Source organism: Acinetobacter nosocomialis NIPH 2119 (assembly GCF_000368085.1).
In the GTDB taxonomy this organism is placed as follows: domain Bacteria; phylum Pseudomonadota; class Gammaproteobacteria; order Pseudomonadales; family Moraxellaceae; genus Acinetobacter; species Acinetobacter nosocomialis.
The window spans coordinates 3,257,305-3,284,018 of sequence record NZ_KB849239.1 but is presented as its reverse complement, the minus strand read 5'-3'; the positions used below and the strand labels follow the sequence as shown (position 1 = coordinate 3,284,018).

At 40.6% G+C, this 26,714-nt stretch carries 24 protein-coding genes and 1 riboswitch; of the genes, 6 read left to right on the top strand and 18 right to left on the bottom strand.

The annotated features are described in order from the left end of the window. Positions 1 to 75 precede the first annotated feature (75 nt). The 8 genes from guaB to F984_RS19125 form a co-directional block, all read right to left on the bottom strand. Positions 76 to 1,542 carry an IMP dehydrogenase gene (gene guaB / locus F984_RS19155; RefSeq protein ID WP_002053986.1) on the bottom strand — a complete coding sequence of 489 codons (1,467 nt, stop codon included), beginning with the start codon at positions 1,540 to 1,542 and terminating at the stop codon, positions 76 to 78. 135 nt (positions 1,543 to 1,677) lie between these two features. Further along, complete coding sequence (locus F984_RS0104090) at positions 1,678 to 2,043, bottom strand: YkgJ family cysteine cluster protein (RefSeq protein ID WP_002053785.1); 366 nt, start codon at positions 2,041 to 2,043, stop codon at positions 1,678 to 1,680. Positions 2,044 to 2,135: 92 nt separating this feature from the next. Then, the gene (locus F984_RS19150) at positions 2,136 to 2,933 is read right to left on the bottom strand and encodes an oxygen-binding di-iron domain-containing protein (protein ID WP_004711495.1); all 798 of its coding nucleotides are present in this window, start codon (positions 2,931 to 2,933) and stop codon (positions 2,136 to 2,138) included. 269 nt (positions 2,934 to 3,202) lie between these two features. After that, entirely contained in the window at positions 3,203 to 3,778 is a 576-nt protein-coding gene (locus F984_RS19145) for a TMEM165/GDT1 family protein (protein ID WP_004711493.1), read from the bottom strand. A gap of 15 nt (positions 3,779 to 3,793) precedes the next feature. Further along, positions 3,794 to 3,990: riboswitch (yybP-ykoY riboswitch) on the bottom strand. Positions 3,991 to 4,026: 36 nt separating this feature from the next. Then, positions 4,027 to 4,299: a hypothetical protein gene (locus tag F984_RS19140; RefSeq protein WP_002054071.1), complete on the bottom strand. Its 273-nt coding sequence runs from the start codon at positions 4,297 to 4,299 to the stop codon at positions 4,027 to 4,029. 149 nt (positions 4,300 to 4,448) lie between these two features. Beyond that, positions 4,449 to 6,431 (bottom strand): 2-oxo acid dehydrogenase subunit E2, encoded by a 1,983-nt coding sequence (locus F984_RS19135; protein ID WP_004711491.1) that lies wholly within the window; start codon positions 6,429 to 6,431, stop codon positions 4,449 to 4,451. Between the two features lie 2 nt (positions 6,432 to 6,433). Further along, complete coding sequence (aceE, locus tag F984_RS19130) at positions 6,434 to 9,151, bottom strand: pyruvate dehydrogenase (acetyl-transferring), homodimeric type (protein ID WP_002053926.1); 2,718 nt, start codon at positions 9,149 to 9,151, stop codon at positions 6,434 to 6,436. Between the two features lie 250 nt (positions 9,152 to 9,401). Then, positions 9,402 to 10,094, bottom strand: coding sequence for a M23 family metallopeptidase (locus tag F984_RS19125; RefSeq protein WP_002053809.1), 693 nt, complete (start codon positions 10,092 to 10,094; stop codon positions 9,402 to 9,404). Positions 10,095 to 10,201: 107 nt separating this feature from the next. Between F984_RS19125 and F984_RS19120 the strand changes: the two genes are divergently transcribed. After that, a complete protein-coding gene (locus F984_RS19120; protein ID WP_004711488.1) occupies positions 10,202 to 10,642 on the top strand; it encodes a DciA family protein in 441 nt (146 codons plus the stop codon). Positions 10,643 to 10,739: 97 nt separating this feature from the next. Here the strand turns inward: F984_RS19120 and lpxC are convergent, their stop codons facing one another. From lpxC to gshB, 8 genes are all read right to left on the bottom strand, one after another. Further along, a complete protein-coding gene (gene lpxC, locus F984_RS19115; protein ID WP_004711487.1) occupies positions 10,740 to 11,642 on the bottom strand; it encodes a UDP-3-O-acyl-N-acetylglucosamine deacetylase in 903 nt (300 codons plus the stop codon). 110 nt (positions 11,643 to 11,752) lie between these two features. After that, positions 11,753 to 12,928 (bottom strand): cell division protein FtsZ, encoded by a 1,176-nt coding sequence (gene ftsZ, locus F984_RS19110; RefSeq protein WP_002053783.1) that lies wholly within the window; start codon positions 12,926 to 12,928, stop codon positions 11,753 to 11,755. A gap of 164 nt (positions 12,929 to 13,092) precedes the next feature. Next, positions 13,093 to 14,355, bottom strand: a complete 1,263-nt coding sequence (gene ftsA, locus F984_RS19105; protein WP_002053865.1) for a cell division protein FtsA — start codon at positions 14,353 to 14,355, stop codon at positions 13,093 to 13,095. A gap of 60 nt (positions 14,356 to 14,415) precedes the next feature. Next, complete coding sequence (locus F984_RS19100; protein ID WP_004711484.1) at positions 14,416 to 15,270, bottom strand: cell division protein FtsQ/DivIB; 855 nt, start codon at positions 15,268 to 15,270, stop codon at positions 14,416 to 14,418. A gap of 2 nt (positions 15,271 to 15,272) precedes the next feature. Beyond that, positions 15,273 to 16,199: a D-alanine--D-alanine ligase gene (locus tag F984_RS19095; protein WP_000063661.1), complete on the bottom strand. Its 927-nt coding sequence runs from the start codon at positions 16,197 to 16,199 to the stop codon at positions 15,273 to 15,275. A gap of 37 nt (positions 16,200 to 16,236) precedes the next feature. Beyond that, the gene (murC, locus tag F984_RS19090; protein WP_004711481.1) at positions 16,237 to 17,685 is read right to left on the bottom strand and encodes a UDP-N-acetylmuramate--L-alanine ligase; all 1,449 of its coding nucleotides are present in this window, start codon (positions 17,683 to 17,685) and stop codon (positions 16,237 to 16,239) included. Positions 17,686 to 17,696: 11 nt separating this feature from the next. Beyond that, positions 17,697 to 18,794, bottom strand: a complete 1,098-nt coding sequence (murG, locus tag F984_RS19085) for an undecaprenyldiphospho-muramoylpentapeptide beta-N-acetylglucosaminyltransferase (RefSeq protein WP_000132437.1) — start codon at positions 18,792 to 18,794, stop codon at positions 17,697 to 17,699. A gap of 234 nt (positions 18,795 to 19,028) precedes the next feature. Continuing rightward, positions 19,029 to 19,976 (bottom strand): glutathione synthase, encoded by a 948-nt coding sequence (gshB, locus tag F984_RS19080; RefSeq protein ID WP_004711479.1) that lies wholly within the window; start codon positions 19,974 to 19,976, stop codon positions 19,029 to 19,031. 161 nt (positions 19,977 to 20,137) lie between these two features. Here gshB and F984_RS19075 point away from each other — a divergent pair, with 161 nt between their 5' ends. Both F984_RS19075 and F984_RS19070 read left to right on the top strand, forming a co-directional pair. After that, the gene (locus F984_RS19075; RefSeq protein WP_004711478.1) at positions 20,138 to 20,350 is read left to right on the top strand and encodes a DUF1737 domain-containing protein; all 213 of its coding nucleotides are present in this window, start codon (positions 20,138 to 20,140) and stop codon (positions 20,348 to 20,350) included. Between the two features lie 226 nt (positions 20,351 to 20,576). Further along, positions 20,577 to 22,769, top strand: coding sequence for a TonB-dependent receptor (locus tag F984_RS19070; RefSeq protein WP_004711475.1), 2,193 nt, complete (start codon positions 20,577 to 20,579; stop codon positions 22,767 to 22,769). A gap of 52 nt (positions 22,770 to 22,821) precedes the next feature. Here F984_RS19070 and pyrE read toward each other — a convergent pair whose 3' ends face one another. Beyond that, complete coding sequence (gene pyrE, locus F984_RS19065; protein WP_000211303.1) at positions 22,822 to 23,472, bottom strand: orotate phosphoribosyltransferase; 651 nt, start codon at positions 23,470 to 23,472, stop codon at positions 22,822 to 22,824. A gap of 38 nt (positions 23,473 to 23,510) precedes the next feature. On the opposite strand from pyrE, the gene F984_RS19060 reads away from it, so the two are divergent. Next, positions 23,511 to 24,335: an exodeoxyribonuclease III gene (locus tag F984_RS19060; protein WP_004711474.1), complete on the top strand. Its 825-nt coding sequence runs from the start codon at positions 23,511 to 23,513 to the stop codon at positions 24,333 to 24,335. 456 nt (positions 24,336 to 24,791) lie between these two features. After that, on the top strand, positions 24,792 to 25,142 hold the full coding sequence (locus tag F984_RS19055) for an arsenate reductase (protein WP_002053925.1): 351 nt from the start codon (positions 24,792 to 24,794) through the stop codon (positions 25,140 to 25,142). Between the two features lie 38 nt (positions 25,143 to 25,180). Here the strand turns inward: F984_RS19055 and F984_RS19050 are convergent, their stop codons facing one another. Continuing rightward, entirely contained in the window at positions 25,181 to 25,618 is a 438-nt protein-coding gene (locus F984_RS19050) for a DUF2147 domain-containing protein (RefSeq protein WP_002053814.1), read from the bottom strand. Between the two features lie 149 nt (positions 25,619 to 25,767). On the opposite strand from F984_RS19050, the gene F984_RS19045 reads away from it, so the two are divergent. After that, positions 25,768 to 26,679, top strand: a complete 912-nt coding sequence (locus F984_RS19045; protein WP_004711471.1) for an alpha/beta hydrolase — start codon at positions 25,768 to 25,770, stop codon at positions 26,677 to 26,679. Positions 26,680 to 26,714: the final 35 nt, after the last annotated feature.

Here is a 26,714-nt window from a genome sequence, read left to right as displayed (position 1 = left end):
CAGATTTACTTTACACCAAAAACAAAAAGCCGTCAGTGTACTGACGGCTTTCTTATTTGATTTGGTTACTAAAATCTAACCAACACGATAGTTCGGAGCTTCTTTAGTAATCGTTACATCATGAACATGTGACTCAGACATGCCCGCTGAAGTAATTTTCACAAATTTCGCATTTTGGCGAAGGTCTTCAATTACTGATGAACCTGTATAGCCCATAGATGAACGTAAACCACCCATCATTTGATGAACGATGTTACCCATTGGGCCTTTATATGGAACACGACCTTCAATTCCTTCTGGTACTAACTTTTCAGCACCTGCTTTTGAATCCTGGAAGTAGCGGTCAGCAGAACCTGTCGCTCCAGCCATTGCACCTAATGAGCCCATACCACGATATGCTTTGTAGTAACGGCCTTGGAAGAATTCAACCTCACCAGGCGCTTCTTCAGTACCCGCTAGAAGTGAACCAACCATGATTGTGCTTGCACCTGCACCGATCGCTTTTGCCATATCGCCAGAGAAACGGATACCGCCATCTGCAATTAGAGGAATTTGATCTTTCAGTGCATTAGCAACGCTGTCAATCGCAGAAATTTGCGGCATACCAATACCTGCCACAATACGTGTCGTACAGATAGAACCAGGACCAATACCTACTTTTACAGCATCTGCACCTGCATCTAATAATGCCAATGCAGCATCACCAGTTGCGATATTACCGCCAATCACTTGGACTTGAGGGAAGTTTTGTTTTACCCAACGTACACGTTCAATAACTCCAGCAGAGTGGCCGTGTGCTGTATCAACAACAATGACGTCAACACCAGCTTCAACCAATGCTTCTACACGACTTGGTGTTTCAACACCTGTACCTACCGCAGCACCAACACGTAAACGACCAAGATCATCTTTACAACTATTTGGATAACTCTCAGCTTTACGGAAGTCAGTTACCGTAATTAAACCTTTAAGTTCGTTGTTTTCGCCAACGACCAAAACTTTTTCAATGCGATGCTTTTGCAATAATGCTTGAATATTTTCTTTAGACTCGCCTTCACGCACAGTCACCAAACGATCTTGGCCTGTCATGATGTTGCTAACAGGTTGTTCCAAGTTAGTTTCAAAACGTGTATCACGGCCTGTCACAATACCAACAACCTTGCCGTCTTTAACAACAGGTACACCGCTAATGTTATTAGCGCTGGTAATTGCAATCAGTTCACGTACTGTGGTTTCTGGGGTTACAGTGATTGGATCTTTCACCATACCCGCTTCGAATTTTTTCACACGGCGTACTTCTGCAGCTTGAGCAGCAATATCCATGTTTTTGTGCAAAATCCCGATACCACCATTTTGCGCCATTGCAATCGCCATACGTGACTCAGTCACCGTATCCATTGCAGCTGAAACTAATGGGATATTTAAATGAATGCCGCGAGTTAAACGTGTCTTTAAAGAGACATCTTTTGGGAGAACAGTAGAGTAGGCAGGAAGTAATAAGACATCATCGAAGGTTAGCGCTTCTTGAACGATGGTCAGCATAACAATCTCACTGGTAAATTCCGTGAGCTATTATAAACAAATTTCAATGCAATTTTCATATTATCTTTGCCTTTTTCAGCAATAGATATTTACCTACTCTAAATATTTCTCACTTATTATCGTGTTAGCTCATATTTAACTCACCTGATCATAATCATGATCATTTTCTGAATCTGCTGGGCTTACCTCAATCAAAGGAATCAATTGGTGCGCCAAGCGTGCTTTATTACACTGTTCATCTGCAATCTGTACTTCTTTACAGGTAGAACTACGCACAGCATAAATAGAACAACCTACCTCTTTACCAATTTCACCTGTTAAAGCCTGACATCGTGGCTGAGCTTGATTGGTTCCACGCATACACGAATAAACGGGTGTTAAAGGTTCAACGAGATGTTCATCCATTAACTCGGCCTCAGCCCAATAAAATGAAACCCGAAAATGTGCACAACACGCCCCACAGCGTAGGCACTCATCTGGAGTCGCAACTTGAGATAACATTTTTATTCAAATTCTCGTCATCAAAAATTTTTTCTATGGCGCAAAATCCTAAAAAAATTTCAAATTGGACTCAAGATATTGAAGATAACTTTTTATGTCGGACAGCTAAAAATTTGCTCAGTCATTAAATCTACGCCGCATGGTAAGGTCTCAATCCAGTCTAAAAACTGATTAATCATTTCTTTACCAATAAATGGAGTACCATGCTGAGGTACAATCATCTCAATATCCATTTGACGGACCATGTTGACCCATAAACGAATAACTTTATTGGAGCACATATAGCGCTGATGAAAAGCCTTCATTTTCATCACATGGGCATCAAAATCTTTGAGAGGCTGACTTGCATCCTCCACAATAGAAGCCCCCATATCACCAGAAAATAAAATCTTGGCAACTGGATCATAAAACTGAAAATTACCTACCGAATGTAGGAAATGGGCCGGAACCATGACAAGCTTTGATTCGCCTAGTTGAATCACTTGACCACGATCTGGTAGCTCAATCAGACGATCTTCCCAATTTCCTTTCATACGCTCACTCATAAATGATGAATTTAAGTGAGGTAAAAATCGTGCCCACAATTTAGAGGCCACCACCTTAGCATCGGTATAAACCAGCCAACGAGGCATTGAAGTAATAATATCTGGGTCCTGATGTGAAGCGATTACATAGTCCAAATTTTTAAGACGAGTATATTTATTAAGTTCCATCGTCAATGGAACGTAGGTCAAGTCACCACCTGGGTCAATAACGGCTGCTCGTTCATGATCAATAATTAAAAATTGATTGGCTTGTATGCCTTCCCCTTTGACCAAACTGGTAAAACTAATACATTTATGTACGCCATTATCAAATAATATCTGTGATGTTGTTTTTTCAAACCCCATACAATTCCCCAAAAAAAATTTTAAATATTAGATATTTTTATATCCCTACTAAAATAAAGGGATTCTAAAATGCTTGCAATGAATTAATTGATATTTCTCATAATATTTTAAAATAGATTTTACTTTTCTTATTCTAGAAATGAATCATCAAGAAATTGAGTAATCCTCTAACATTTTCTTAAATAAGCTATATCGTAAAGTTTAACTTCTTCAAAGCTCAAAAAAAACGCACTCTTCATGAATGCGTTTTTATACAAATTGAAAATAACTTAGAAGAAATAATGTTGTACTAGCGTAGAAACACCTACAATGAAGAAAATAGCTGCACCAATTTTATGAATCAGTGAGATAGAGAGACGTTCAGCTAATTTATTACCAATAAATACAGCTGGTGCATTGGCAATCATCATACCTAATGTTGTACCTAGCATCACCCAGAAAATACTGTCATAGCGTGCAGCTAAAGCGACTGTCGCAATTTGGGTTTTATCACCAATTTCTGCTAAGAAAAATAAAATAAAGGTTGCCCCAAAAACACCAAATTTTTGCCATTTATTAATGCTATCGGTTTCATCATCGAGCTTATCCGGAATAAGCATCCAGAATGCCATACCAATGAAACCAACAGCGAGTACCCAGACTAAAATTTCAGGGCTTAGAACTGTGGTAATCCATTGCCCAAGCACAGCAGAAATACCATGATTAATAAGTGTTGCTAAAAGAATCGCAATTAAAATAGGAATTGGCTTACGGAAACGCGCAGATAGTAAAAGTGCCAACAATTGAGTTTTATCGCCCATTTCAGCGAGGGCAACAATCGAGGTAGAAATCAGAAATTCTTGCATGTCGGTTCTCTGGCTAGCATAAATGCCTATGACCTACCCCTCCTGCTAGCCAAATATCATAAAATGATTGCAGAGTGGTAAATCAAAGGTCTTGCCAACTCAGAAACGATGAGACGTTTAAGCTATGATGACCATGTTCTGTTGAACAATTATGTTGACCATCACCTATTCACCTTTGCTGTGAATAGCGGCTACTCCCCAATGAAGTATGCGTTTATTATATTCAAGTCACTCGATTTTTCAAACTTTCAAGTAACAAATTTTATCCACGCCCACACGACTAATCGTGCAATACCTAATATCACTGCAAAATAAGCACTTATATGAATAAAACCAATAGGGCTACTGCTCGTTCCAGCCTGATATTCAAAGGGCAAAATCAAAGTAGCAACAAACACCTCAAAACCCATCACCACATAAGTCATCCATTCCCACGGGAAGTGTAAAATACTGACCCATATTCCCATCAATAAAAACACAATCAATAGTAAGGGCAACATAATTTTCAGAAAACCTAACATTTACTACTTCTCCTTTATGTAATAACGAGAAATTTCTCCTCACTCTCGATAAATCCTGCTTAATCTGTAGATTAACCTAAAAATTAAGTCAAATAGACATTAAAACAAAACCCCGCCGAAGCGAGGTTTTAGTATGATCTTTCAAAGCATTAGATTAATAAAGTACGAATATCTTTAAGAAGTTTCGTAAGTTTATTTGTAAAGCGAGCTGCATCCGCACCATTAATTACGCGGTGGTCATAAGACAATGACAACGGCAACATTAAGCGTGGATCAAAGTCTTTACCATTCCATACAGGCTGCATCGTTGCAGGTGAAATACCCAAAATTGCAACTTGTGGCCAGTTAACTAGTGGGGTAAATGCTGTACCGCCAATTGAACCTAAGCTTGTAATCGTGAAGTTAGCACCTTGTAAATCTTTCGGTGTTAATTTCTTATCACGCGCTTTTTTACTGAGCTCACCCAATTCAACAGCAATTTGCTTAATTGATTTTTGGTCAGGATTACGTAGTACAGGTACTGTCAAACCATCTGGAGTTGCAACCGCAATACCCATATGGATTTCATTACGGAGCAATACAGATTTCTGATCATCTGCTAAGTGACCCGCGAAATAAGGCTCTTCTTTCAACAAGTGTGCTACAGCTTTTGCAATAAATGCCAAAATTGTTAGGCTCACACCTTGTTTCTTAAAGCCGTCTTTCAACTCACCACGCCAAGCTTCTAACTCAGTAATATCCGCAAGGTCAAACTGAGTTACTTGTGGAATGTAGTTGTTTAAAGACAACTGCGGAATTGATACTTGCTGCAAACGCGTCAGTACTTTTTCTTCCACGCCACCAAATGCAGTAAAGTCAGGAAGCTTTGGTAAACCCGAAACTGCTGGTGCAGTCGCAGCAACTGGTGCCGCTTGTGGTGCAGTTAAACGACTCTTCACATAAGCAAAGATATCTTCTTTAACTACACGGCCATGCTCACCAGAAGTTTTAACTTGTGACAAAATCACGCCAAGTTCACGAGCAAGCTTACGAACAGCAGGACCTGCATATACTTTAGCGTTTTCTGCTTCTTGCTCTTTCGTTAACTTATCAGTACCAGATGTAGGCGCCGCAGGTGCAGACTGTGTTGTAGCAGGAGCAGCTGCTTTAGGTGCTGCTGCCTGTGGAGCTGGGGCTACTTCTGCTTTTGCCGCTGGTGCAGCAGCAGGTGCTTGGCCTTCAGCTTCAATTGTTGCAAGCAACACGCCTTGTGAAACTTGTTGGCCTGCTTGCAAGTGAATTGCTTTTACAACACCCGCAACAGTACTTGGAACTTCCACAGTTGCTTTATCTGACTCAACTACAACAAGGCTTTGGTCTACATCAACTTTATCGCCAACTTGCACTAAGATTTCAGCAACAACTGCTTTATCTACGCCCAAGTCAGGAACATTGATATCAACTGGACCAGATTGAGTAGCAGCTGCCGCAACAGTTTCTTGCTTTGCAGCAACCGGTTCAGCTGCCGCAGCTGGAGCTGGTGTAGTAGCAGGAGCTTCTGCTTGCGCATTAGACGCAGCTGCTGTTTTCACTTGAATAAGAACAACACCTTCTTTAACGGTATCGCCTTCTTTCACTTGAATACTTTCTACAGTACCAGCAACGCTACTTGGAACTTCCACAGTTGCTTTATCTGACTCTACAACAACAATACTTTGTTCAACATCGATCTGGTCACCCACTTTAACGAGGATTTCACCAACTAATGCTTTTTCAACGCCAATGTCAGGTACAGTCACTTCAACAGTAGAAGTTGATGTAGAGGCAGCAGGTTGAGCTGAAGCTTGAGTTTGCTGTGCAGGTGCTGGAGCAGCTGGCTTTTCAGCCGCAGGAGCTGGTGTTGGTTCCGGAGCTGCTTGTGCCGTACCTTCTGCTTCGATCTCAATCAAAGCAACACCTTCAGTCACAACATCACCTTGATTAATCAAGATACTTTTTACGACACCTGCTGAAGTGCTAGGCACTTCAACAGTTGCTTTATCAGACTCAAGCACAACGATACTGTCGTCAACTTCAACACGGTCGCCAACTTTTACTAAAATTTCAGCGACGTTTGCTTTATCTACACCAATATCAGGGGTCTTAATTTGCATGCTTAGTTCCCCTCACCTGTTTGCGTTTCATTGTATTCAGCAACTGGCTGAACTTCCGGATGTGCTTGTGGAGCCCATGCAACCGGACGGTCAGTATCTAACTCAAAGTTAGAAATTGCATCTTTCACTAAACGTGCGTCTACTTCACCTTCGTCAGCTAATTTTTTCAAAGTAGCAACAACAATGTGTGCAGCATCAACACCAAAGAAACTACGTAAGTTCGCGCGTGTATCTGAACGGCCGTAACCATCTGTACCTAATGCAACAAATGGGCGACCATCTGGAAGATACGCACGGATTTGTTCGCTATAAGCACGCATATGGTCGGTAGCAGAAACTACGATACCTTCCGTACCACGTAATTGTTTAGATACCCAAGATTCTTTAACTTCTTCAGCAAGTGGGTGTAGGCGGTTGTATTCTTCACATGCCATACCATCACGTGCTAACTCATTGAAGCTTGTTACACTCCAAACGTTTGAATGGATTTGGTATTCATCACGTAAGATTTTCGCAGCTTTAATCACTTCGCGAAGGATTACACCTGAACCAAGTAACTGGACAGTTGCTTTTTCATCTTTCTCGAATAAATACATACCACGTTTAATGCCTTCTTCAACGCCCTCTGGCATTTCAGGATGCTCGTAGTTCTCATTCATTACTGTTAAGTAATAGAACACACGCTCTTGGTTCACATACATGCGTTGTAAACCATCATGTACGATTACCGCTAACTCATAACCAAAACATGGGTCATAAGACACGCAGTTTGGAATCGTGTTTGCCAAGATGTGCGAATGACCGTCTTGGTGCTGTAAACCCTCACCGTTCAATGTCGTACGGCCTGCAGTCGCGCCTAACAAGAAACCTTGAGCTTGTGCGTCACCCGCAGCCCATGCAATATCACCAATACGTTGGAAACCAAACATTGAGTAATACATGTACATTGGAATCATTGGCAAATTATTAGTTGAATAACTTGTCGCTAACGCAGCCCATGCACTCATCGCACCTGCTTCGTTAATCCCTTCTTGTAACATGTGACCGTCTTTTGCTTCACGGTAATGCATTAACTGTTCTTGGTCTTCTGGCGTGTATTTTTGGCCGTGAGCAGCATAAATACCAAGCTGACGGAACATACCTTCTAAACCAAAAGTACGTGCTTCATCTGGAACGATTGGCACTACGCGGTCTTTAATCGCTTTTTCTTTAAGTAAAGCAGCAATTAAACGAACCATCACCATAGTAGTTGATTGCTCTTTGCCACCCGAACCTTTCAACACTGCATCAAATACAGATAATTCAGGAATCGCTAAAGATTCACTCTCACGACGACGTGCAGGCAGGTATCCACCTAAAGCTTCACGACGCGCTTTCATATATTTCATTTCTGGAGAGTTTTCACTTGGGCGATAGAATGGAAGCTCTTCTAATTGCTCATCTGAAAATGGAAGATTGAAACGGTCACGTACATATCTTAAAGAGTCAATTTGCATCTTTTTGATTTGGTGAGTTTTGTTTACCGCTTCAATTTCTTCAGACAAACCATAACCTTTAATGGTTTTCGCCAAGATCACTGTTGGTTGGCCTTTCGCTTTCATCGCTTCTGCATATGCAGCAAAAACTTTGTAAGGGTCATGACCACCACGGTTTAACGCATCAATATCTTCATCGCTTAAATCTTTTACAAGTTCCGCAGCTTCTGGGTACTTACCAAAGAATTTTTCACGTGTATACGCGCCACCTTTTACTTGATAACGCTGATAGTCACCATCAACAGCTTCTTCCATACGTGCTTTTAATGCACCGCTTGTATCTTTAGCAAGTAGTGGATCCCAATGACGGCCCCATACTACTTTAATGACACGCCAGCCTGCGCCACGGAAGATCGATTCAAGTTCTTGAATAATTTTACCGTTACCACGTACAGGACCATCTAGACGCTGTAAGTTACAGTTAACTACCCAAATTAAGTTATCAAGCTTCTCACGACCAGCAAGTGAGATCGCACCTAAGCTTTCTGGCTCATCCATCTCGCCATCGCCGAGGTATGCCCAAACTTTACGATCTTCTTCTTTGATCAGGCCACGGTTCATCAAATATTTTTGAATGTGCGCTTGATAAATCGACATGATTGGACCAAGACCCATTGATACAGTTGGGAACTGCCAATAGTCCGGCATTAAATACGGATGTGGATAGCTTGGTAAACCGTTACCGCCAACTTCACGGCGGAAATTACTTAACTGTTCTTCAGTTAAACGTCCTTCAAGGAATGAACGTGCATAAATACCAGGAGCACAGTGTCCTTGGTAATAAATCATATCTCCGCCAAAGTTATCGCTGTTTGCGCGGAAGAAATGGTTAAAACCTACGTCATATAATGTTGCACTTGATGCGAAGCTCGCCAAGTGACCACCTAAATCATCACCTGTTTTATTCGCGCGAAGTACCATTGCTAAGGCATTCCAACGAATCAATGCACGAATACGGCGTTCCATATCTTGGTCGCCTGGCATTGCAGGTTGTTCTTCAACAGAAATTGTATTTAAGTAAGGTGTATTGAGACGTTGAATTGGAACATGCTTAGCAATTGCTTGTTGGTAAAGTTTTTCCAACAAGAATGCCGCTCGCTCAGTTCCCATATGTTGTAAAACTGAATCGAATGCATCTTGCCATTCTTGGGTTTCTTGTGCGTCGGAGTCACCGTAAAACGCCATAATTCACCTGTTCCTTGTTCTCTAATCTACTTTGTATTTTTACCACGTTTTGCCCCTCTCAAGTTATTGCCACGGGTGAATGTGAGGGGGCTCTATTATTTTCTGAATGAATAGTCATTGACCGAGCAGTAAACAAAATAACAAAAAAACGCCAATATTGGCGTTTTTTTATACGATCATTGCGTTAAGAAAGGTTTATGTTCATTTCAGATTCATAAATTTAATAACCTTGAACTTTTATGAAACTCTATTAAGGCAACATTGCTAAGTAAGTTGATGGATTCTTACGTTGACCATCTTTAACTACTTCATAATGTAAATGCGGTCCTGTACAACGACCTGTACAGCCCACGTTAGCAATATGATCACCAGCAGAAACCTGGTCACCTACACGAACTAATAAACGTGAAGCGTGTGCATAGCGTGTTAAATAACCATTACCGTGGTTGATTTCAACATATTGTCCATAACCTGTACCCCAACCTGATTTAGTTACAATACCAGGACCAGTTGCATAGATCGGTGTACCACTTGGTGCCGACATGTCTAAACCACCATGATGCTCTGCACGACCACCCATGGTACGGCCACCAAAGTTAGAAGAAACACGTACGCTATCTGGAAGAGGATGAGAAACTAACCAAGAATAAGGATTTGAAGAAGAGGCATTAAAAGAATTTTTTGCAGTCGTATGACCATATTTTTTGGCCAGTGAGTCATTATTGAGCTCAACTGTTTTAGGACGTAAAGTGACTGAAACTTTAGCACTCGCCGGAAGATCTAAATCATCAGGATGTGTATATGAACCTTGAGATAATGTTTTTGATAACTGTTCCAATCGATCTGAATCAGTAGATTGGTTAATATTTTGATAATCTGCAAAAGCAACCGATGCAGCCGAAGCGGCAAGTGAAAACGCTAATAAAATACGACGCGTGTGCATAAAAACCTCTTGAAACTGTTCTTACTCAAGTTCCTTATGATCTCTTCCTTGATATCAGTTGAAATGAACGCTTAAGATTAGGACAAGAAACCATTCGAGAACGATCAATGTCTAAACCCGATAACGTTTTTCAACAATCCGGAAAACACATAAAAACAGGAAACCTTACGTTTCTAACAACGCAAGTCGCGCAATGGCAAAGACTTACGAAAATAATCCAACCCTTATTGCCCCAACCGGAACAATGGCAGGTTGTGTGTTATCAAAATGGCACTTTAATTATTACTGGTGAAAATCAGGCAATGATTAGTCAACTCAGCTATTTACAGAGCCAATATATATCTAAATTATCTCAACTCGAAGGACTAAAAGACCTACAAAGAATTCAAGTTCGCTTAAGAAATAAAACTATTCCTACAGCGCCCCCATCTGAGCCTTCTAAATCCATCCCCCCGGAAACACAAGAAATGTTACGTAGTGCTGCCGACTTCGTGAGCGACCCTAAGCTTAGCCAAGCTTTACTACGTTTGGCAAGCAATAAAAAATGATGAGCTTTCTATTCCTTAATTAGAATCGTTCTTATTATGTGATTAAAATCACAGTTTTTATTGTTACATTATAACATAGCCAAATAAAGACAATGACTTATGTCACACTCACGTATGGAATTGGACAGTCTTTCTCGTCATTAAATGTTACAATTTCATAATTACTCGGATCACTTTGAACATTGCGTAATAGCTGATTATTTAAAGCATGTCCTGATTTATAGCCATCGAACTTGGCAATAATTTGATGACCAAGTAAATACAAATCACCTACTGCATCTAAAATTTTGTGACGAACAAACTCATCGGCAAATCGTAGGCCTTCTTCGTTCACAACACCTGTATCATCTACACCAATGGCATTGTCTAGACTTGCCCCTAAAGCTAAATTATTTGCTTTGAGGTAATCTAAATCCTTCATAAAACCAAAAGTACGTGCCTCACTGACTTCATACACAAAGGTTTCAGTAGAAAAATCGATAGTCGCAGATTGATATTCTTTTGCAAAGGCAGGATGATCAAAATCAATCGTAAAGTTGAGTTGAAAACCATTATGTGGTCTAAAAATCGCTTTTTTATCATCAATTAAAGCTTCAACTGGCTTTAATATTCTTATAAATTTTTTCGGGGCATCTTGTTCACGCAAGCCACCTTGCATTAATAAATAAATAAATGGTCCAGCACTACCATCCATAATGGGGACTTCAGATGCTGACACTTCTACAATTAAATTATCAATTCCTAAACCGGCAATCGCACTCATGACATGCTCAATTGTCCCTACCTTAATATCACCAGTGACAAGGTTTGAACACATAAATGCTTCTTGAATGAGCAATGCATTGGCAGGAATATCGACAGGTGGATCCAAATCGATACGGCGAAATACAATACCTCCATCCACGGTATGTGGAATGAAATTGATCATCACTTTTTGACCGCTATGAAGACCTATTCCACTCGCTTTTACCACACGACTGAGAGTACGCTGTTTCACCATGCTTTGTAACTTCTTTTTTAAAACCGCTATACGTTAGCATATTTAGTCATTGATCAAAAATAAAAAAAGGCAGTGTTTATACACTGCCTTTTAATAGATTGAACGCTATATTACTTACGTTGCTGATTTTTCAAGTAATCTTGAATGCTCATTGGAGAAGAACGCGGTGATGAACTTGGTGCATTATTCACATCATTTTCAGCATTTTGACGCTTATTAATTGCTGGAACATCATCTTCATCTACAGATTGTGCAGATTGAGTTGCTGTATGACTTACAGTATTACGCTTTCTTGGTTCTGCATCAGCTGCATTACGTGTTAAACCAGTTGCAATCACAGTTACACGTAATTCATCACGCGCATCTGGATCAAATACTGTACCGTAGAAAATCTCGCCTTCATCAAGGTCAACAATTTGGTTAACCACATCAGTAATGATTTCAGTTTCACGTAACGTGATGTCATCACCACCTGTAATATTAATTAACACGCCTTTTGCATTAATAATATTCACATTATCAAGTAGTGGACTACGGATGGCTTGTTCAGCAGCTTGACGAGCACGGTCTTCACCACGTCCTAAACCAGCACCCATCATTGCATAACCGCGAGTACTCATTGCAGTTTTCAAATCGGCGAAGTCAAGGTTAATGTGACCGCGGTTAACCACAAGGTCAAAGATACTACGTACAGCGTTTAACAATACATCATCTGCCTTTTTATAGGCATCTTTCATTGAAATATCACCATACACGCTTAATAAGCGTTGGTTAGGAATAATAATCAATGAATCAACATGTGCTTCAAGCGCTTCAATACCACGCTCAGCAGATTTTTGACGACGACGACCTTCAAAGTTAAATGGCGTTGTTACAACACCAACAGTCAAAATCCCCATTTCTTTAGCAACTTCGGCAACAACCGGAGCTGCACCAGTACCTGTACCACCACCCATACCAGCGGTTACAAATACCATGTCAGTTCCTTCAAGGTGCTGACGAATAATTTCACGGCTTTCTTCTGCGGCAACCTGACCTACTTCAGGGTTAGCACCAGCACCTAGACCACGTGTACTTTGCTCACCTAACTGAATTTTGAAAGGGGCATTCATACAGTCAAGTGCTTGTTTATCTGTATTGGCACAAACGAATTTAACACCCTGAATATCAGACTGTACCATGTGCTGAACGGCATTACCGCCACCGCCACCTACACCAAATACAGTGAAACGGGCTTGACCGTTGCCATCGTTTAGTTCATCTTCTATAAATTCAAATGAGGCCATGACCTTTAGGGTTCCTAATACATTATGGCAGTCACTTCAGCCCGTATACTGCCTTGATTTTCAAAAATAACTAATTTTAAGAATGCTGTGCAATACAAACCTTGTCAAGTACAGTGGTTTTCTCTTACAACTTCCTAACAATTCTACCAATAAATCCATACATCCTAAAAAATGGCTTTAAGTTTGCTATTAAACGCATTCCAGCCATTCACCATTCGTTCCCATACCGAACGGTCATTCCCCTCTTCAGGTTCCTCAACAGCTTCTTGTAATTCGCTTTGGCTAAACATAAGCAAACCCGCTGCTGTCGCATACATTGATCGGCGTAATGCAGCCTGATGCTGATCATCAGCATACACCTGTAATGGTGGATTACCTAAATGAGCAGACACACCCAGCATACGACGAGCCAAACTCACCATACCTTCGATTTGACAAGCATCGCCTGTCAACACTACACCATGATACAGGCCATGGATTGCACCGCTTTGTTCGAGTTCTTCGCGAATCTGGCTAAAAATCTCTTCATAACGCGCAATAATAATTTCTGATAACTCAATACGACTAATCGTTTGAGGGCCATCAATACCCTGAACTTGAATCATATGGTCAGGCTTAACAGCACTTAGATCAACACAGCCATGCAGAATTTTAATGCGTTCAGCTTCTTCAGTAGTTGTTTGCAACACAGCAGCAATGTCACGTGTCACATGCTCACCACCACGTTGTAATGTACGTGCTAAAGCCAAACGGCCATCTAAATAAACTGCCAGGTTGGTAATACCTGCACCAATATCAACTAAACAAACGCCATATTCTTTTTCATCTTTCAGCAAACTTGCTTCAGCCGTAGCCAAGCAAGAGACCACCATTTTCTCTACACCAATGTTCGCACCTTTCATAGCACGATCAAGGTTTTGCATAGTGGCAATCGGCATCATCATGAGCTGATAATGACCAGTCATGCTGTGAGCAGTCATATTGATTGGGTTTTGGACCCATTCTGCAGAATCACCTAACTCGAACCCGAGTGGCACTGCACTCGCTAGATAGTAGTCTGAAGTCACATGACTTGCTTTTGCTAACTCTAATGCACGGACAACTTCATTGGTTGTAATCACATGTGCTGGGTTAGCAACAGGTGTGCGTCCAGAAGCATAGAAACTTTGCAACTCGGTACTCGGAATAGAGACCCACGCACTATGAATGCGACATTCGGCCATATTTTCCGCTTCAGCAACGGCGTTTTTAATCGCAGCAATGACTTTATCGAGACTTACAATTTTTCCTTTGTTCATGCCTCGATTGCGAGCAGTTGCCATACCGATAACCTGAATGTTATCCGGCGCATGAATTTTTCCAATCAAAACTGAAACTTTATGCGTCCCAATGTCAATCGCAACAACTGAGGGAACAGCTTCACTCATCACTCATACCATTTCTTTGTTGTCTAATACCAGGCAAATTGCCTATTTTAAAGCCACGTATTATGGCTTTGCTTTTGCACCACCTGCAATGCTTGTGTCATCACTCGTTACAACAAACTGACCATTCACAATTTTAGGTGGGGTTGCATTCTTCCATTGAATAGATAATCCATTACGATATCGCAAATCAATGGCTGAGATTTTCGTCCACACAGGTTTTAGGTCAGATTGTGCCAAATGACTTAAACGTTGCAATTTATTCATTGTTTGATCTTGGTCAACAATAATTCGTAAACCAGAATCAAACTGCATAAACCAAGTCATTCGCTCTGTTAGATATAACTCTTTTAAACGCAAATTAACAGGATGGAATAACTGATTAATTTCATTATAGCGTCGCATCATCATTTTAGACTGGCTTACCGGACCATGTAACAGCGGAAGCTCAGAATGAAGTCTCGGTTCTGCCTCACTAAATACCTCACCACCATCGCTTAATAAGCGACCTGTTCCCCAACGGGCGATCGCATGTCGAGGCATCACACGAACACGAATACCATTTGGCCAGGCACGAGATACGACAACTCGGTCTACCCATGAAATTTCTAATGCTTTATCACGAATCTGCTCTAAGTCAGACGTAAAGTAATTATCTTTTACAATCGGCTGCACATATCGCATCACTTGCTGATTCTCAACCGGAGTTGTTGAACCTACCACCTCAAGCTTTGCGACAGTTGCATCAGTAATAACTTTATATAGACCGTAAATTCCGACCGCCAAGACTAAAAAGGCAATAACCAACAGCACCCATCCGCCAGCATTGGCAAGTTTTTGCTTGCGCGTAGGCGGTTTTTCATGAATGGAGGTAATCGCCGCACGTTTACGGCGCATGGAAGCCGGAAGTTGTGCCATATTTAAGCCGTACCTTCCAATGTTTGCTCAAGAATTGCAACACACAATTCATCAAAGCTATAGCCCACGGCTTTAGCAGCTTTTGGCACAAGTGAATGGCTGGTCATACCCGGCACAGTATTTACTTCTAGAAGCCAGAAATTACCTTGCTCATCCTGCATTGCATCAATACGGCCCCAACCTTCTGCACCTACAGCCTGAAAAGCGCGTAAGCATAAGGCTTGTAGTTTTTTCTCTTCGGTTTCGCTAAGACCGCAAGGAATGCCATATTCGACATCATTGCGTTGATATTTTGCTTCATAATCATAAAAAGCAACATCTGCTGGTGGCTGCAAACGAATAACAGGTAACGGCTGGCCATTTAAGAATGAAATCGTAAATTCGCGTCCCGTAATCCATTTTTCTGCCATGACAACAGCGTCGTGCTGAGTTGCCTTTTCAATTGCTGCTGCAAAGTCTTCAGCTTTTTCAACCTTACTCATGCCTACACTTGAACCTTCATGTACAGGCTTGATAATGACAGGTAAACCTAATTCAGCAATGACTGAGTCTAGATCTGTTTCTTTAGTAATAATGCGATACGGTGCTGTTGGTAAGTCACTACCTTGCCAGATTTGCTTGGTTTTGACCTTATCCATGCCTATTGCAGAACCTTGTACACCCGTTCCTGTATAAGGGATGTTTAACCACTCAAGCACACCTTGGATTTGACCGTCTTCGCCACCACGACCATGCAATACAATAAATGCACGGTCATAGTTTACAAGTTCAGTCACGCTACGGTCTTGCGGATCAAATGCCTCAGCCTGAACACCTGAACGTAACAAAGCGTCCAGAACTGCCTGACCACTATCTAAAGACACAGCACGCTCAGCCGATTTTCCACCAAGTAACACAGCAACTTTGCCGAATTTTGTAGCATTTGACACGTTTAAATCCTTAACCCGATAATTCAATACTTTTTGTTTATTTCACATACAAATGGTGCTGTGCAAGTTCTACTGAAATTGCTCCCACGTTACCTGCACCTTGCGTTAATAACAAGTCATTTGGTTGTAACACATTTTGCATGATGTTTTGCAAATTACCTTCAACCGGATCAATTAAAATCGGCTCAACCTGACCACGCAAGCGAATACTACGCGCCAAAGTACGGCTATCTGCGCCAACAATTGGTTTTTCTCCAGCCGGATAAACTTCTAGTAATAATAATTGGTCGACTTGAGATAAAACTTCAATAAAGTCATCAAAACAATCGCGAGTACGAGAGTAACGGTGTGGTTGGAAAAGCATCACTAAACGACGGTCAGGATGACTTTGACGAGCAGCTTTAATCGTAGCTTCCACTTCTTTAGGGTGATGTCCATAGTCATCGACTAATTTCACATTACCTTCACCAAGCTCAAATTCACCTTGTACTTGGAAGCGACGTCCAACACCACTAAAGCCTTTTAATGCACGGCTAATTGCTTCATCGGAAACACCTTCATCAGTTGCAACACCAATCGCAGCCAACGCATTTAAAACATTATGTAAACCAGGCTGATTAATGGTTAAACGCAACGGCTCACGGCCTTTACGCAATACCGTAAAGTGCGAACGCATGCCATCTTGTTCTACATCAATTGCACGGATGTCATTATCATCGTTAAAACCATAAGTAATAACTGGACGGCCTACACGCGGCAAAATCTCACGAATATTTGCGTCATCACCACAAACTACAGCTAAGCCATAGAATGGCAAGTTATGAAGGAACTGTACGAAAGTATCTTTTAATTTATCAAAACTGCCTTCATAAGTGTCCATATGGTCAGCATCGATGTTGGTCACAATCGCTGCCATTGGCTGCAAATAAAGGAAAGATGCATCCGATTCGTCAGCTTCAGCAACAATAAAACGGCTTTCACCAAGTGCCGCATTTACGCCTGTACTGTTAAGTAAACCACCGATCACATAAGTTGGATCAAGATTTTCTTCAGCCAACATTGTAGTTAACAAACTCGTTGTCGTGGTTTTACCGTGTGTGCCTGCTACCGCAATACCATGACGGTAACGCATAAGCTCACCGAGCATTTCTGCACGGCGTACGATTGGGGTACGTTGCTCAATTGCGGCCTTCACTTCCGGGTTTTCTGGATCAATAGCCGTTGACACAACAAGCACATTGGCGTTTTTAATATTTTCTGCTTCGTGTCCAATATAGACCTTAATGCCATTTCCTTCTAATTGTTGCGTGGTTTTTGAAGCTTTAATATCTGAACCGGAAATTTTATATCCTTGGTTAGCTAACACCTCAGCAATACCACACATACCTGCACCGCCAATACCCACAAAATGAATGTGTTTGATACGGCGCATTTCAGGCACTTTAATCAATTTTTTTGCTTGGTTTGCAGCTGTTGTTGGAGACATAGTAAATCCGATTACATTTTTTGAATAAGATCAACCACATGCTGAGTTGCATTTGGTTGGGCATGTTGACGCGCTTTCACTGCCATTTCTGTAAGCAATTGGCGGTTCATCAACGTAGTAAACAATTGATTTAAAACTTCTGGTGTCATGGTCGATTGCTGGCAAATTTTTGCAGCTCCGACATCGGCCAGAAATTTGGCATTTGCAGTTTGGTGGTCATCTACCGCGATTGGAAGCGGCACAAAAACTGCTGCAACTCCAGCGGTAGCAACTTCTGTCACAGTTAAAGCGCCCGCACGGCAAATAATTAGGTCTGCTTCGCTATAGGCTTTTGCCATATCTTCAATAAAAGGCAAAACCTGTACAGTTAAATTTGCTGGCGCATCTGCGTACAAAGCTTGAGTCGCCTCAACCTGTTGCTGACCACATTGATGGAAAATATTCAGTGGCACTTGAAGTTGTTTTAATGCCGGCGGTAAACGTTCATTAAGTGCTTTTGCACCTAATGACCCACCCACAATTAAAATATTTAACGGCTTACCCGCTTGCTCACGCTCATCGTAGCGCCATTTGGGGCTTAAAATATCTGTAATTTCGCGGCGTACCGGATTTCCGGTAGTGACCACTTTTTCGCTCGCAGGAAAAGTATTTGGAAATGCTTCGCATACTACTTTAGCTACACGTGACAACTGTGCATTGGTAAAACCGGCAACTGCATTTTGCTCATGAATGAGAACAGGAATACCTAATAAGCGAGCAGCCAGACCACCCGGTCCTGCAACATAGCCACCAAAGCCAGCTACTGCATCAACTTTAAGCTGTTTCATATAGCGCATCGCGCTAAAAGTTGCTTTTAAAATTTTAAAAGGCGCAGCAAGTTTACGGATGACTCCGTTGCCACGTACGCCTTGAATATCAATTTGATATATTGGAATATTTTGATCTTTTAATAACCGATTTTCCATACCTGTTGGCGTGGCTAACCATGAAACTTGACAACCTTGCTGTTGAAGTTGTTTGGCTACGGCGAGGGCTGGAAAAACATGTCCACCAGTACCGGCAGCCATCATCATGACATGTTTAGGTTTGCTTTGCTGTGAATCTGTCACGGTCTAATTCTTCAACTCAAAAAACAATGGAAATTGTCATCTATTTTTGTAGCCGTTTATTTTAATCCTAAAGCTTCATTAACGAAAAGCGAATTTCACTCGTTTATAACAGAAAGATGTGCTTTTTTGAAAATATGCCTACAAAGCGCTAGCGTATTTCATATTATGGTTTTATTAATTGATATATTTTTAGGTGATTTCCCAGCATTCGCTTAGGAAATCACTCAAACTGGATTATTGAGCAGGACGACCCGCTTCTAATACGTCGAATAGATCATCGGCAATTGATGTACCAAATTGAGCATCAATTTCACGAATACAGGTTGGGCTAGTCACATTAATTTCAGTCACATAATTACCAATCACATCAAGCCCAACAAATACCAATCCTTTTTCACGTAAGAAAGGCCCGATTTTCGCTGCAATGAATTTGTCATTTTCAGTAAGTGGACGCGCTTGGCCTAAACCACCTGCTGCCAAGTTACCGCGCACTTCACCATTTTGTGGAATACGAGCTAGACAGTACGGAACAGGTTCACCATTCACCATTAGAATTCGTTTATCCCCTTCTACAATTTCAGGAATATAACGCTGAGCCATAATTGGACGAGTGCCTAATTCTGTCAACATTTCCAATGTAGAACCAATATTTACACCGTCTTGGTATAAACGGAAAATACCCATCCCGCCCATACCATCAAGTGGCTTAACAATCACATCGCCATGTTCTTTAATAAATTCACGAATCAGGCTCTGCTGTGATGTCACAAGTGTAGGCACTTGTAGCTCTGGAAACTGCGTAGCAAAAAGTTTTTCATTGCAATCACGCAGTGATTGAGGCTTGTTAACAATCCATGCGCCTTCACGCTCAGCTTGCTCAAGCACATAAGTCGTGTAGACAAAGTTCATGTCAAAAGGCGGATCTTTACGCATGAGTACAACATCATAAGCCGCGATTGATTCTTTTTTCTTTTCGCCTAACTCATAATAATGGCTGTAATCTTCAAAAACTTTTAACGGAGAGATGAGACCGTAAGCCTTACCTTGATCGATATATAAATCTTGCTGTAATGCATAACCTAATTCATGTCCACGACGGCTCGCCGCCCACAACATTGCCATGGTTGAATCCTTTTTCAGATTTACGGTTTCAATCGGATCCATGACGACAAGTACACGCATGCTCAAGCTCTTCTTAAAATTTAAATTAGTATGAGTATAACTGAGATTTTTCACTCGTTTTTCTTAATTTCAGTAAAACCTTATCTGTTATTTCTTTATCTTGAATTCAGATAAACTCAGTTAAACTAAGGTCATAAAATATTATTTTTTAAAGGCTAAAGATGAAACTTTATCGCTATTTAACAGGCCCTGATGACTCTGCTTTTTGCGCACGAGTGACTAAAGCGCTCAATCATGGCTGGGAATTATATGAAGCACCCACCATGACCTTTAATGGTACTCAAGTGATTGTGGGCCAAGCAATTTGCAAAACGATTGATGAAAACTATGATCCAGAAATGGATATTGTAGATGTGCTCAAAAACAATGCTTAACTCTAAGGGTGTTTTTTAATAATGAAGCACCCTCTTCAAACCTCTATTCATAAATAAAACTAATCATTTCAATCAAGCAATTATTCATCACATGAATTATTTTTTTAAAATCAACAATTAAAAATCTATCACGATAATTTTATAAGCAATAGTTCTTTTATTCTAAACAATTAAATGATTATAATTATCATTTATACTTTTATTTTTGTTAATTGACTTTATTTTTATGTTAAAAATTTCTATATCATCTCCCCAAATTAAAAGCTCGTTCCCACTTAGCCTACTCAGTTTAATGATCTTGAATATTCAAGGTGCCTACGCAGAGGAATTAGCGGACTCATCTTCAAAAGTTGCAGCAGTCATGCCAACTATAAAAATTGAAGCGATGAGTGAACTCGATCCCATCAAAAGTTATATCGACTATGACAAAGCCAATGTCACACGTAATGGTTTAGACAAAAAAGATATTCCGCAAACTATTGATACTATTGATGTTCAAAAATATAAAATTTATGGATCAAATGACTTAAGCGTCATGCTGCAAGGTACACCAGGCGTATCAACCAGTTACGATATGCGCGGCGATGGGATCACGATTCGTGGTTTTGGTGCAGACACAGGCGATATTTACCGCGATGGTATACGTGAAAGTGGACAAGTACGCCGCAGTACAGCCAATATCGAACGTATTGAAATTTTAAAAGGCCCTGCTTCGGTTTTGTATGGTCGTAGCGCTGGTGGTGGGGTTGTAAATATGGTGAGTAAGTTTGCCAATTTTGACTCTAAAAGTTCAGTTGGCGCATATGCGGGTTCATACGATAATTACGGAACAACGGCTGACATCAACCAAGTACTTAACGACAATTTAGCAGTACGTTTGACTGGAGAATATGGCGAGGCAGGCAGCTTCCGCTCAGGTATTAAAAATAAAATTGAGATGCTCTCTCCAAGCTTTACCTATAAAAATGACGATGGAACACTCACTTGGACCACACAATATACCTATGACAAATTAGGTCGAGTTCCTGACCGTGGGCCAACGCGTGAAAATCTACCTGCAGGTACATCCATCAAAACAGGATTTGCCCAAGATGGCGATTATGTTGATGATATTTTGCAAGTGGTCCGCACCGATGTAAATTATGAATATGCACCTGACTGGAACTTCCACTGGGCAGCGAGTTACCGTCAAGCAGAACAGAACTTTGACCACTTTTATTTTGGGACTTATTGTGGGTTAGATGGCAAAGATTTAAAAGGCAAAACCTGTACAACAAAAAAAGGCTATATCAATCAAATTTACTATTGGCAACAAACTAGCAATAAGACCACAACCAATACCTTTGATATTAAGGGCAAATTCAAAACAGGCTCGCTTGAGCACCAAATTATGGTCGGTACAGACTGGACCTATGAGCAACGAGAACCACGTCTAGCCAATAAGACTCAAAACGGTTCAGCCATTTATGGTTACGTTAATCCGCTCACTGGTGAACGTGAATATAGTCGTGGCAATGGCCCTCTTTTAATTAGCCAACATAACTACAATGAAGGTACCACTTATGGTGTATTTGTTCAGGATTTAATTGGTCTAAATGACCAACTTAAACTCATGATGGGCCTACGTTATGATTACTTTGACTTTTCAACTACCAATAAACTTAATAATGATCATCGTAATGTAAAAGACAGTAGTCTTAGTCCAAATGTGGGTTTAGTCTGGCAACCCGTTCCAGAACATAGTTTTTATACGTCTTACTCTAAGAGTTTTGCACCATTTGGCGGACAAATGGGTGTTAACCAAGTTACTGGGAGCACCGATGTCACAAAAATGGATAAAGAGCCTCAATATAATGAGCAATACGAAGTGGGTGTAAAAAGTGAATGGTTAGATAATCGGTTAAATACTCAATTTTCTGTCTTTGATATTCGTAAAAATAATATTCGCTATAAACCAAACCCAGACAGTGAGCCAGATGTATGGGCAACTGCGGGTCAGCATCAATCTCGTGGTCTCGAATTTAGCTTTATTGGGCGTGTACTTGATAATGTCTTTGTTCGCGGTGGGTATGGCTATACCGATGCAAAAGTAAAAGAAGACAAGCAAAATCCTGATCGTGAAGGCAACTATTTAGCCAACACATCTAAGAACACAGGTAATTTATTTGTTCGTTATTTACCAACCGAGCAGTGGTATACCGAAGTGGGCGTGACTTATGTCGGGTCGTATTATCCAAATATTAATAATCAGGTAAAAATGGAAGGCTTTAACCGTGTCGATGCAGCGATTGGCTATAGTGCAGCCCCATGGAATGTCACACTTGCGGTGAACAATTTAACTAATAAAGAATACTGGCGTTCGGACAGCATGCCAGGCACACCACGTAATGTGTTATTGCGTTTGAATTATCAGTTCTAAGTAAAAATATTAAAAAGGCATACTCCTATTTTAGAGGTATGCCTTTTTATTTTTAGATGCCGTATTTTTCACGGTAAGCTTGCATATTAGCTAGCGCTTCTTTTTCGCCTTTCGCTTCTAAATAATCCATTAAGTCCTTCATAGTAATCAGTGCATGCACAGGAATTTCTAATTCTTTTTGAACTTCCTGAATTGCAGAAAGTTCACCTTGACCACGTTCTTGACGATCTAGCGCAACTAAAACACCCGCAATAGTTGCACCGGCATTTTTCAAAATCGTTACCACTTCGCGAATCGCTGTACCTGCGGTAATCACGTCATCAATAATCCAGACTTTTTTACCTTCAACCGCAGCACCAACTAAAACACCACCTTCGCCATGATCTTTCGCTTCTTTACGGTTAAAACCCCATGGCACGCTCTTGTTATGTGTTTGCGACAAAGCAACAGCAGTCGCAGCTACAAATGGAATACCTTTGTAAGCTGGGCCAAAAATCACATCAACATTTTCGCATTGTGTTAATTTATCGGCATAGCCTTGTGCTAAAAGAGATAAAGCTTCACCATCGTTGAGTAGGCCTGCATTAAAAAAATAAGGACTCACGCGTCCAGATTTTAAAGTAAACTCACCAAATTTAAGCACACCGCGTGATAATGCGAGTTCGATAAATGCTTGCGGGTGAAATGACACAGGCGTTGTCATGAGGTGCTCCAAATTCACAATTGAGGTTAAATTTTCGCATGATACCAAAGGATCAGTATCCAAGTGATGTAAAAATTCTTCGAGTCGTTTCCATTAACGTAAATGGCTTACGTTCTTCAGTGACGAAAGGCTTACTTGAATGGTTAGAACAATCCGATGCCGATGTCGTATGCATGCAGGAAAGCCGCATTACCCATGAACAATGGACTGAAAAGTTTAGACCCGAGGGATGGCATACCCATCTCTTTCCAGCAGAGCGTGCAGGTTACGCAGGTACTGCAATTTATAGCCGCTTACCCTTTGTCTCTATTAAAGATGGTTTAGGGTTTGAATTGGCCGATAGTCAAGGCCGCTTCATTTCTGCCGAATTCGATTTAGGTTTGTCACATCCCGTACATATTGCATCATTATACTTACCTTCGGGCTCAAGTGGTGAAGAAGCGCAGGCACGTAAAGATTTATTTTTGGGTGAATACGCAAAAATCTTAAAACAATGGCGTGATGAGAATAAGTCCATCATTATTTGTGGCGATTACAACATCGTTCATAAACGGATTGATATTAAAAACTGGTCGGGCAACCAAAAGTCGTCTGGCTGTTTACCTCATGAACGTGCTTGGCTTGATCATATTTATGATGAACTTGGCTATGTAGACACCTTCCGTGTGGTAAGAACAGAAGCCGAATTGTACTCATGGTGGTCAAATCGCGGACAAGCTCGTGCGAAAAACGTAGGGTGGCGTATTGACTACCAAGCATGTTCACCAGACTGGAAAACACGCACAGTAAATGCATGGGTTTATAAAGATCAATGGTTTAGCGATCATGCTCCAGTTATCATCGACTATAAAATTCAAGATTAGGTGAACAAGTGTTCACTTACATTGTCGTTTTTGCTTACAACACATGTCGTTTTTGAGTATTTTTCTTACACACGTTTAACGGCATTATAGCCCCACGGCACAGGGAAGCAGTCAGGATGACGCAAAAGGATAGGACGCCGTAGGAAGATAAAATAAACTTAAGATAAGTTTATTTGCAAGGATGTGACAATGGACGTTGAAATGAGACCCGCATGATCAGGATGATTAAATGCGGGTTTTCTCTTTTCTATCTCTTATTTTTTGCGCTAAGTTCTTTTAGTTTTCTAGATTCTTCTTATTGAGTTCATTATTACCTTGTCTTATGACAATAACATGACATTCTTTATTGTTTTAATCATTATTTTTCATTTGTTTTAAAAGTATCGGTATAAAGTAGTGCCCAAATGCATTTTGGGTTAGGCTGTGTGTTCTTTCTTTTTGACATGGTCCGATAAAATGTTAAAAATTTATGGTATTAAAAACTGTAATTCAATGAAAAAAGCATTTGATGCCTTACAAGCAAAAGGTTTGAGTTACGAATTTCACGACTATAAGAAACAAGGGATTGATGCCGATACCTTGAAAATCTGGTTAAAAGAAATTGGACAAGATACCGTTCTCAACAAGAAAGGTACTACGTGGAAAAAACTATCTGAAGATGAACAAACTCGTGCTTTAAGCAGCGAAGATCATCTTATTGAAGCACTTATTGCTCAGCCAAGCTTAATTAAACGACCAGTTCTACAGACCTCTAAAGGTTTTCTGGTGGGTTTTGATGAAACTGCCTATCAAAACTTAAATGCATAAAAAAACGAGCCAAATGGCTCGTTTTTTTATTCACAGATTTAGTTGGCACGAATCCACGTTTGGTTACGGCCCAATGCTGAAACACCAATATAGCCGCGTAATTTAAGCTTTTTACCACCCTCAGCCAACTCACCTTTTAATTTGTAAGTTTTGCCAGATTTAGGGTCTAAAATTGTACCGTTTTCATAACTGGTACCACCTACATTTTTTAGATTATGTACAATGGTCACACCTTTAAGCGGTTTGTTTTTATACGGACCTTCACATTTTGTACAAGAGTTTTCTTCACCTGGTGTCAAAATGCTTTGAATGGTTGCAGTTAAGGTTCCATCCTTCTGTTCCGTAAACTTTACTACGGCTTTGGGCTTATTGGTTTGGTCATCAATCGTTTTCCATACCGTTCCGTTTAGTGGGTCAGCCGCATTGGCAAATGCAGCCATACCAACAAGTCCTAAAGCTAAAGCAATCTTTTTCATTTTTGTAATATCCTTGGGTCTTTCAAGACTTCAGTATTCAAAACTCGCAACGATATTGCAATTTTTGAATGTGACTGTTTCGTGTAACCTTGTAACCTTGAAAAATAAAATTTATAGGGAAACAAGTTATTAACATAAGCGGATACTATATGAATATACCAAACGTTTTAAAATATTATTTAACAGAAACATTTCTTAAAACAGCAATTCGCAAACCAAGTCAGTTGAATTTACCTCCAACTGCTTTACGCCCTATGCTTGAACAACTTTGCCGAGCATTTCCAAAACAAGAAAATGTAACTGTTCGTCCGATCCGACTTGCTGGTGTAAAAGGTGAGGAAATTAAAGCTCAGGATTCAGCAACCCAGCTTATTTTTCATATTCACGGCGGCGCTTTTTTTCTGGGCAGTGTAAAAACCCATCATGCATTTATGACGGATTTAGCTGCCCGCACCCAAATGCAAATCATTCATGTGGACTATCCACTTGCACCGGAACATCCATATCCTGAAGCGATCGAAGCATTATATGACGTATATCAATCATTATTAGTTCAAGGTATTCAGCCCAAAGATATTATTTTATCGGGCGATTCATGCGGGGCTAATTTAGCTTTGGCACTTTGCTTGCGTTTAAAAGAACAACCCGAACTCATGCCAAGCGGTCTAATTTTATTGTCACCTTTCTTAGATTTAACCTTAACCAGTGAATCTTTAAGATTTAACCAAAAACATGATGCCTTGCTTTCTCTTGAAGCTCTGCAAATAGGTATTCAACATTATATTGGCAACCATATTGCAGCAGATGACCCACGTGTTTCGCCTATTTTTGATAACTTAGAAGGTTTACCACCGACTTTAGTACAGGTGGGTTCTAAAGAAATTTTATTAGACGATGCAAAACGCTTTAGAGAAAAAGCTGAAGAAGCAGGTGTCAAAGTACATTTTAAACTTTATACAGGCATGTGGCATAACTTCCAGATGTTTAATGCTTGGTTCGACGAAGCAAAACATGCGATGGCAGATATTGCCGAATTTGCTCATGAACTTGATAAAACTTAATTAAAATGAATGAAGTGATGAGTTTGAAATACCTC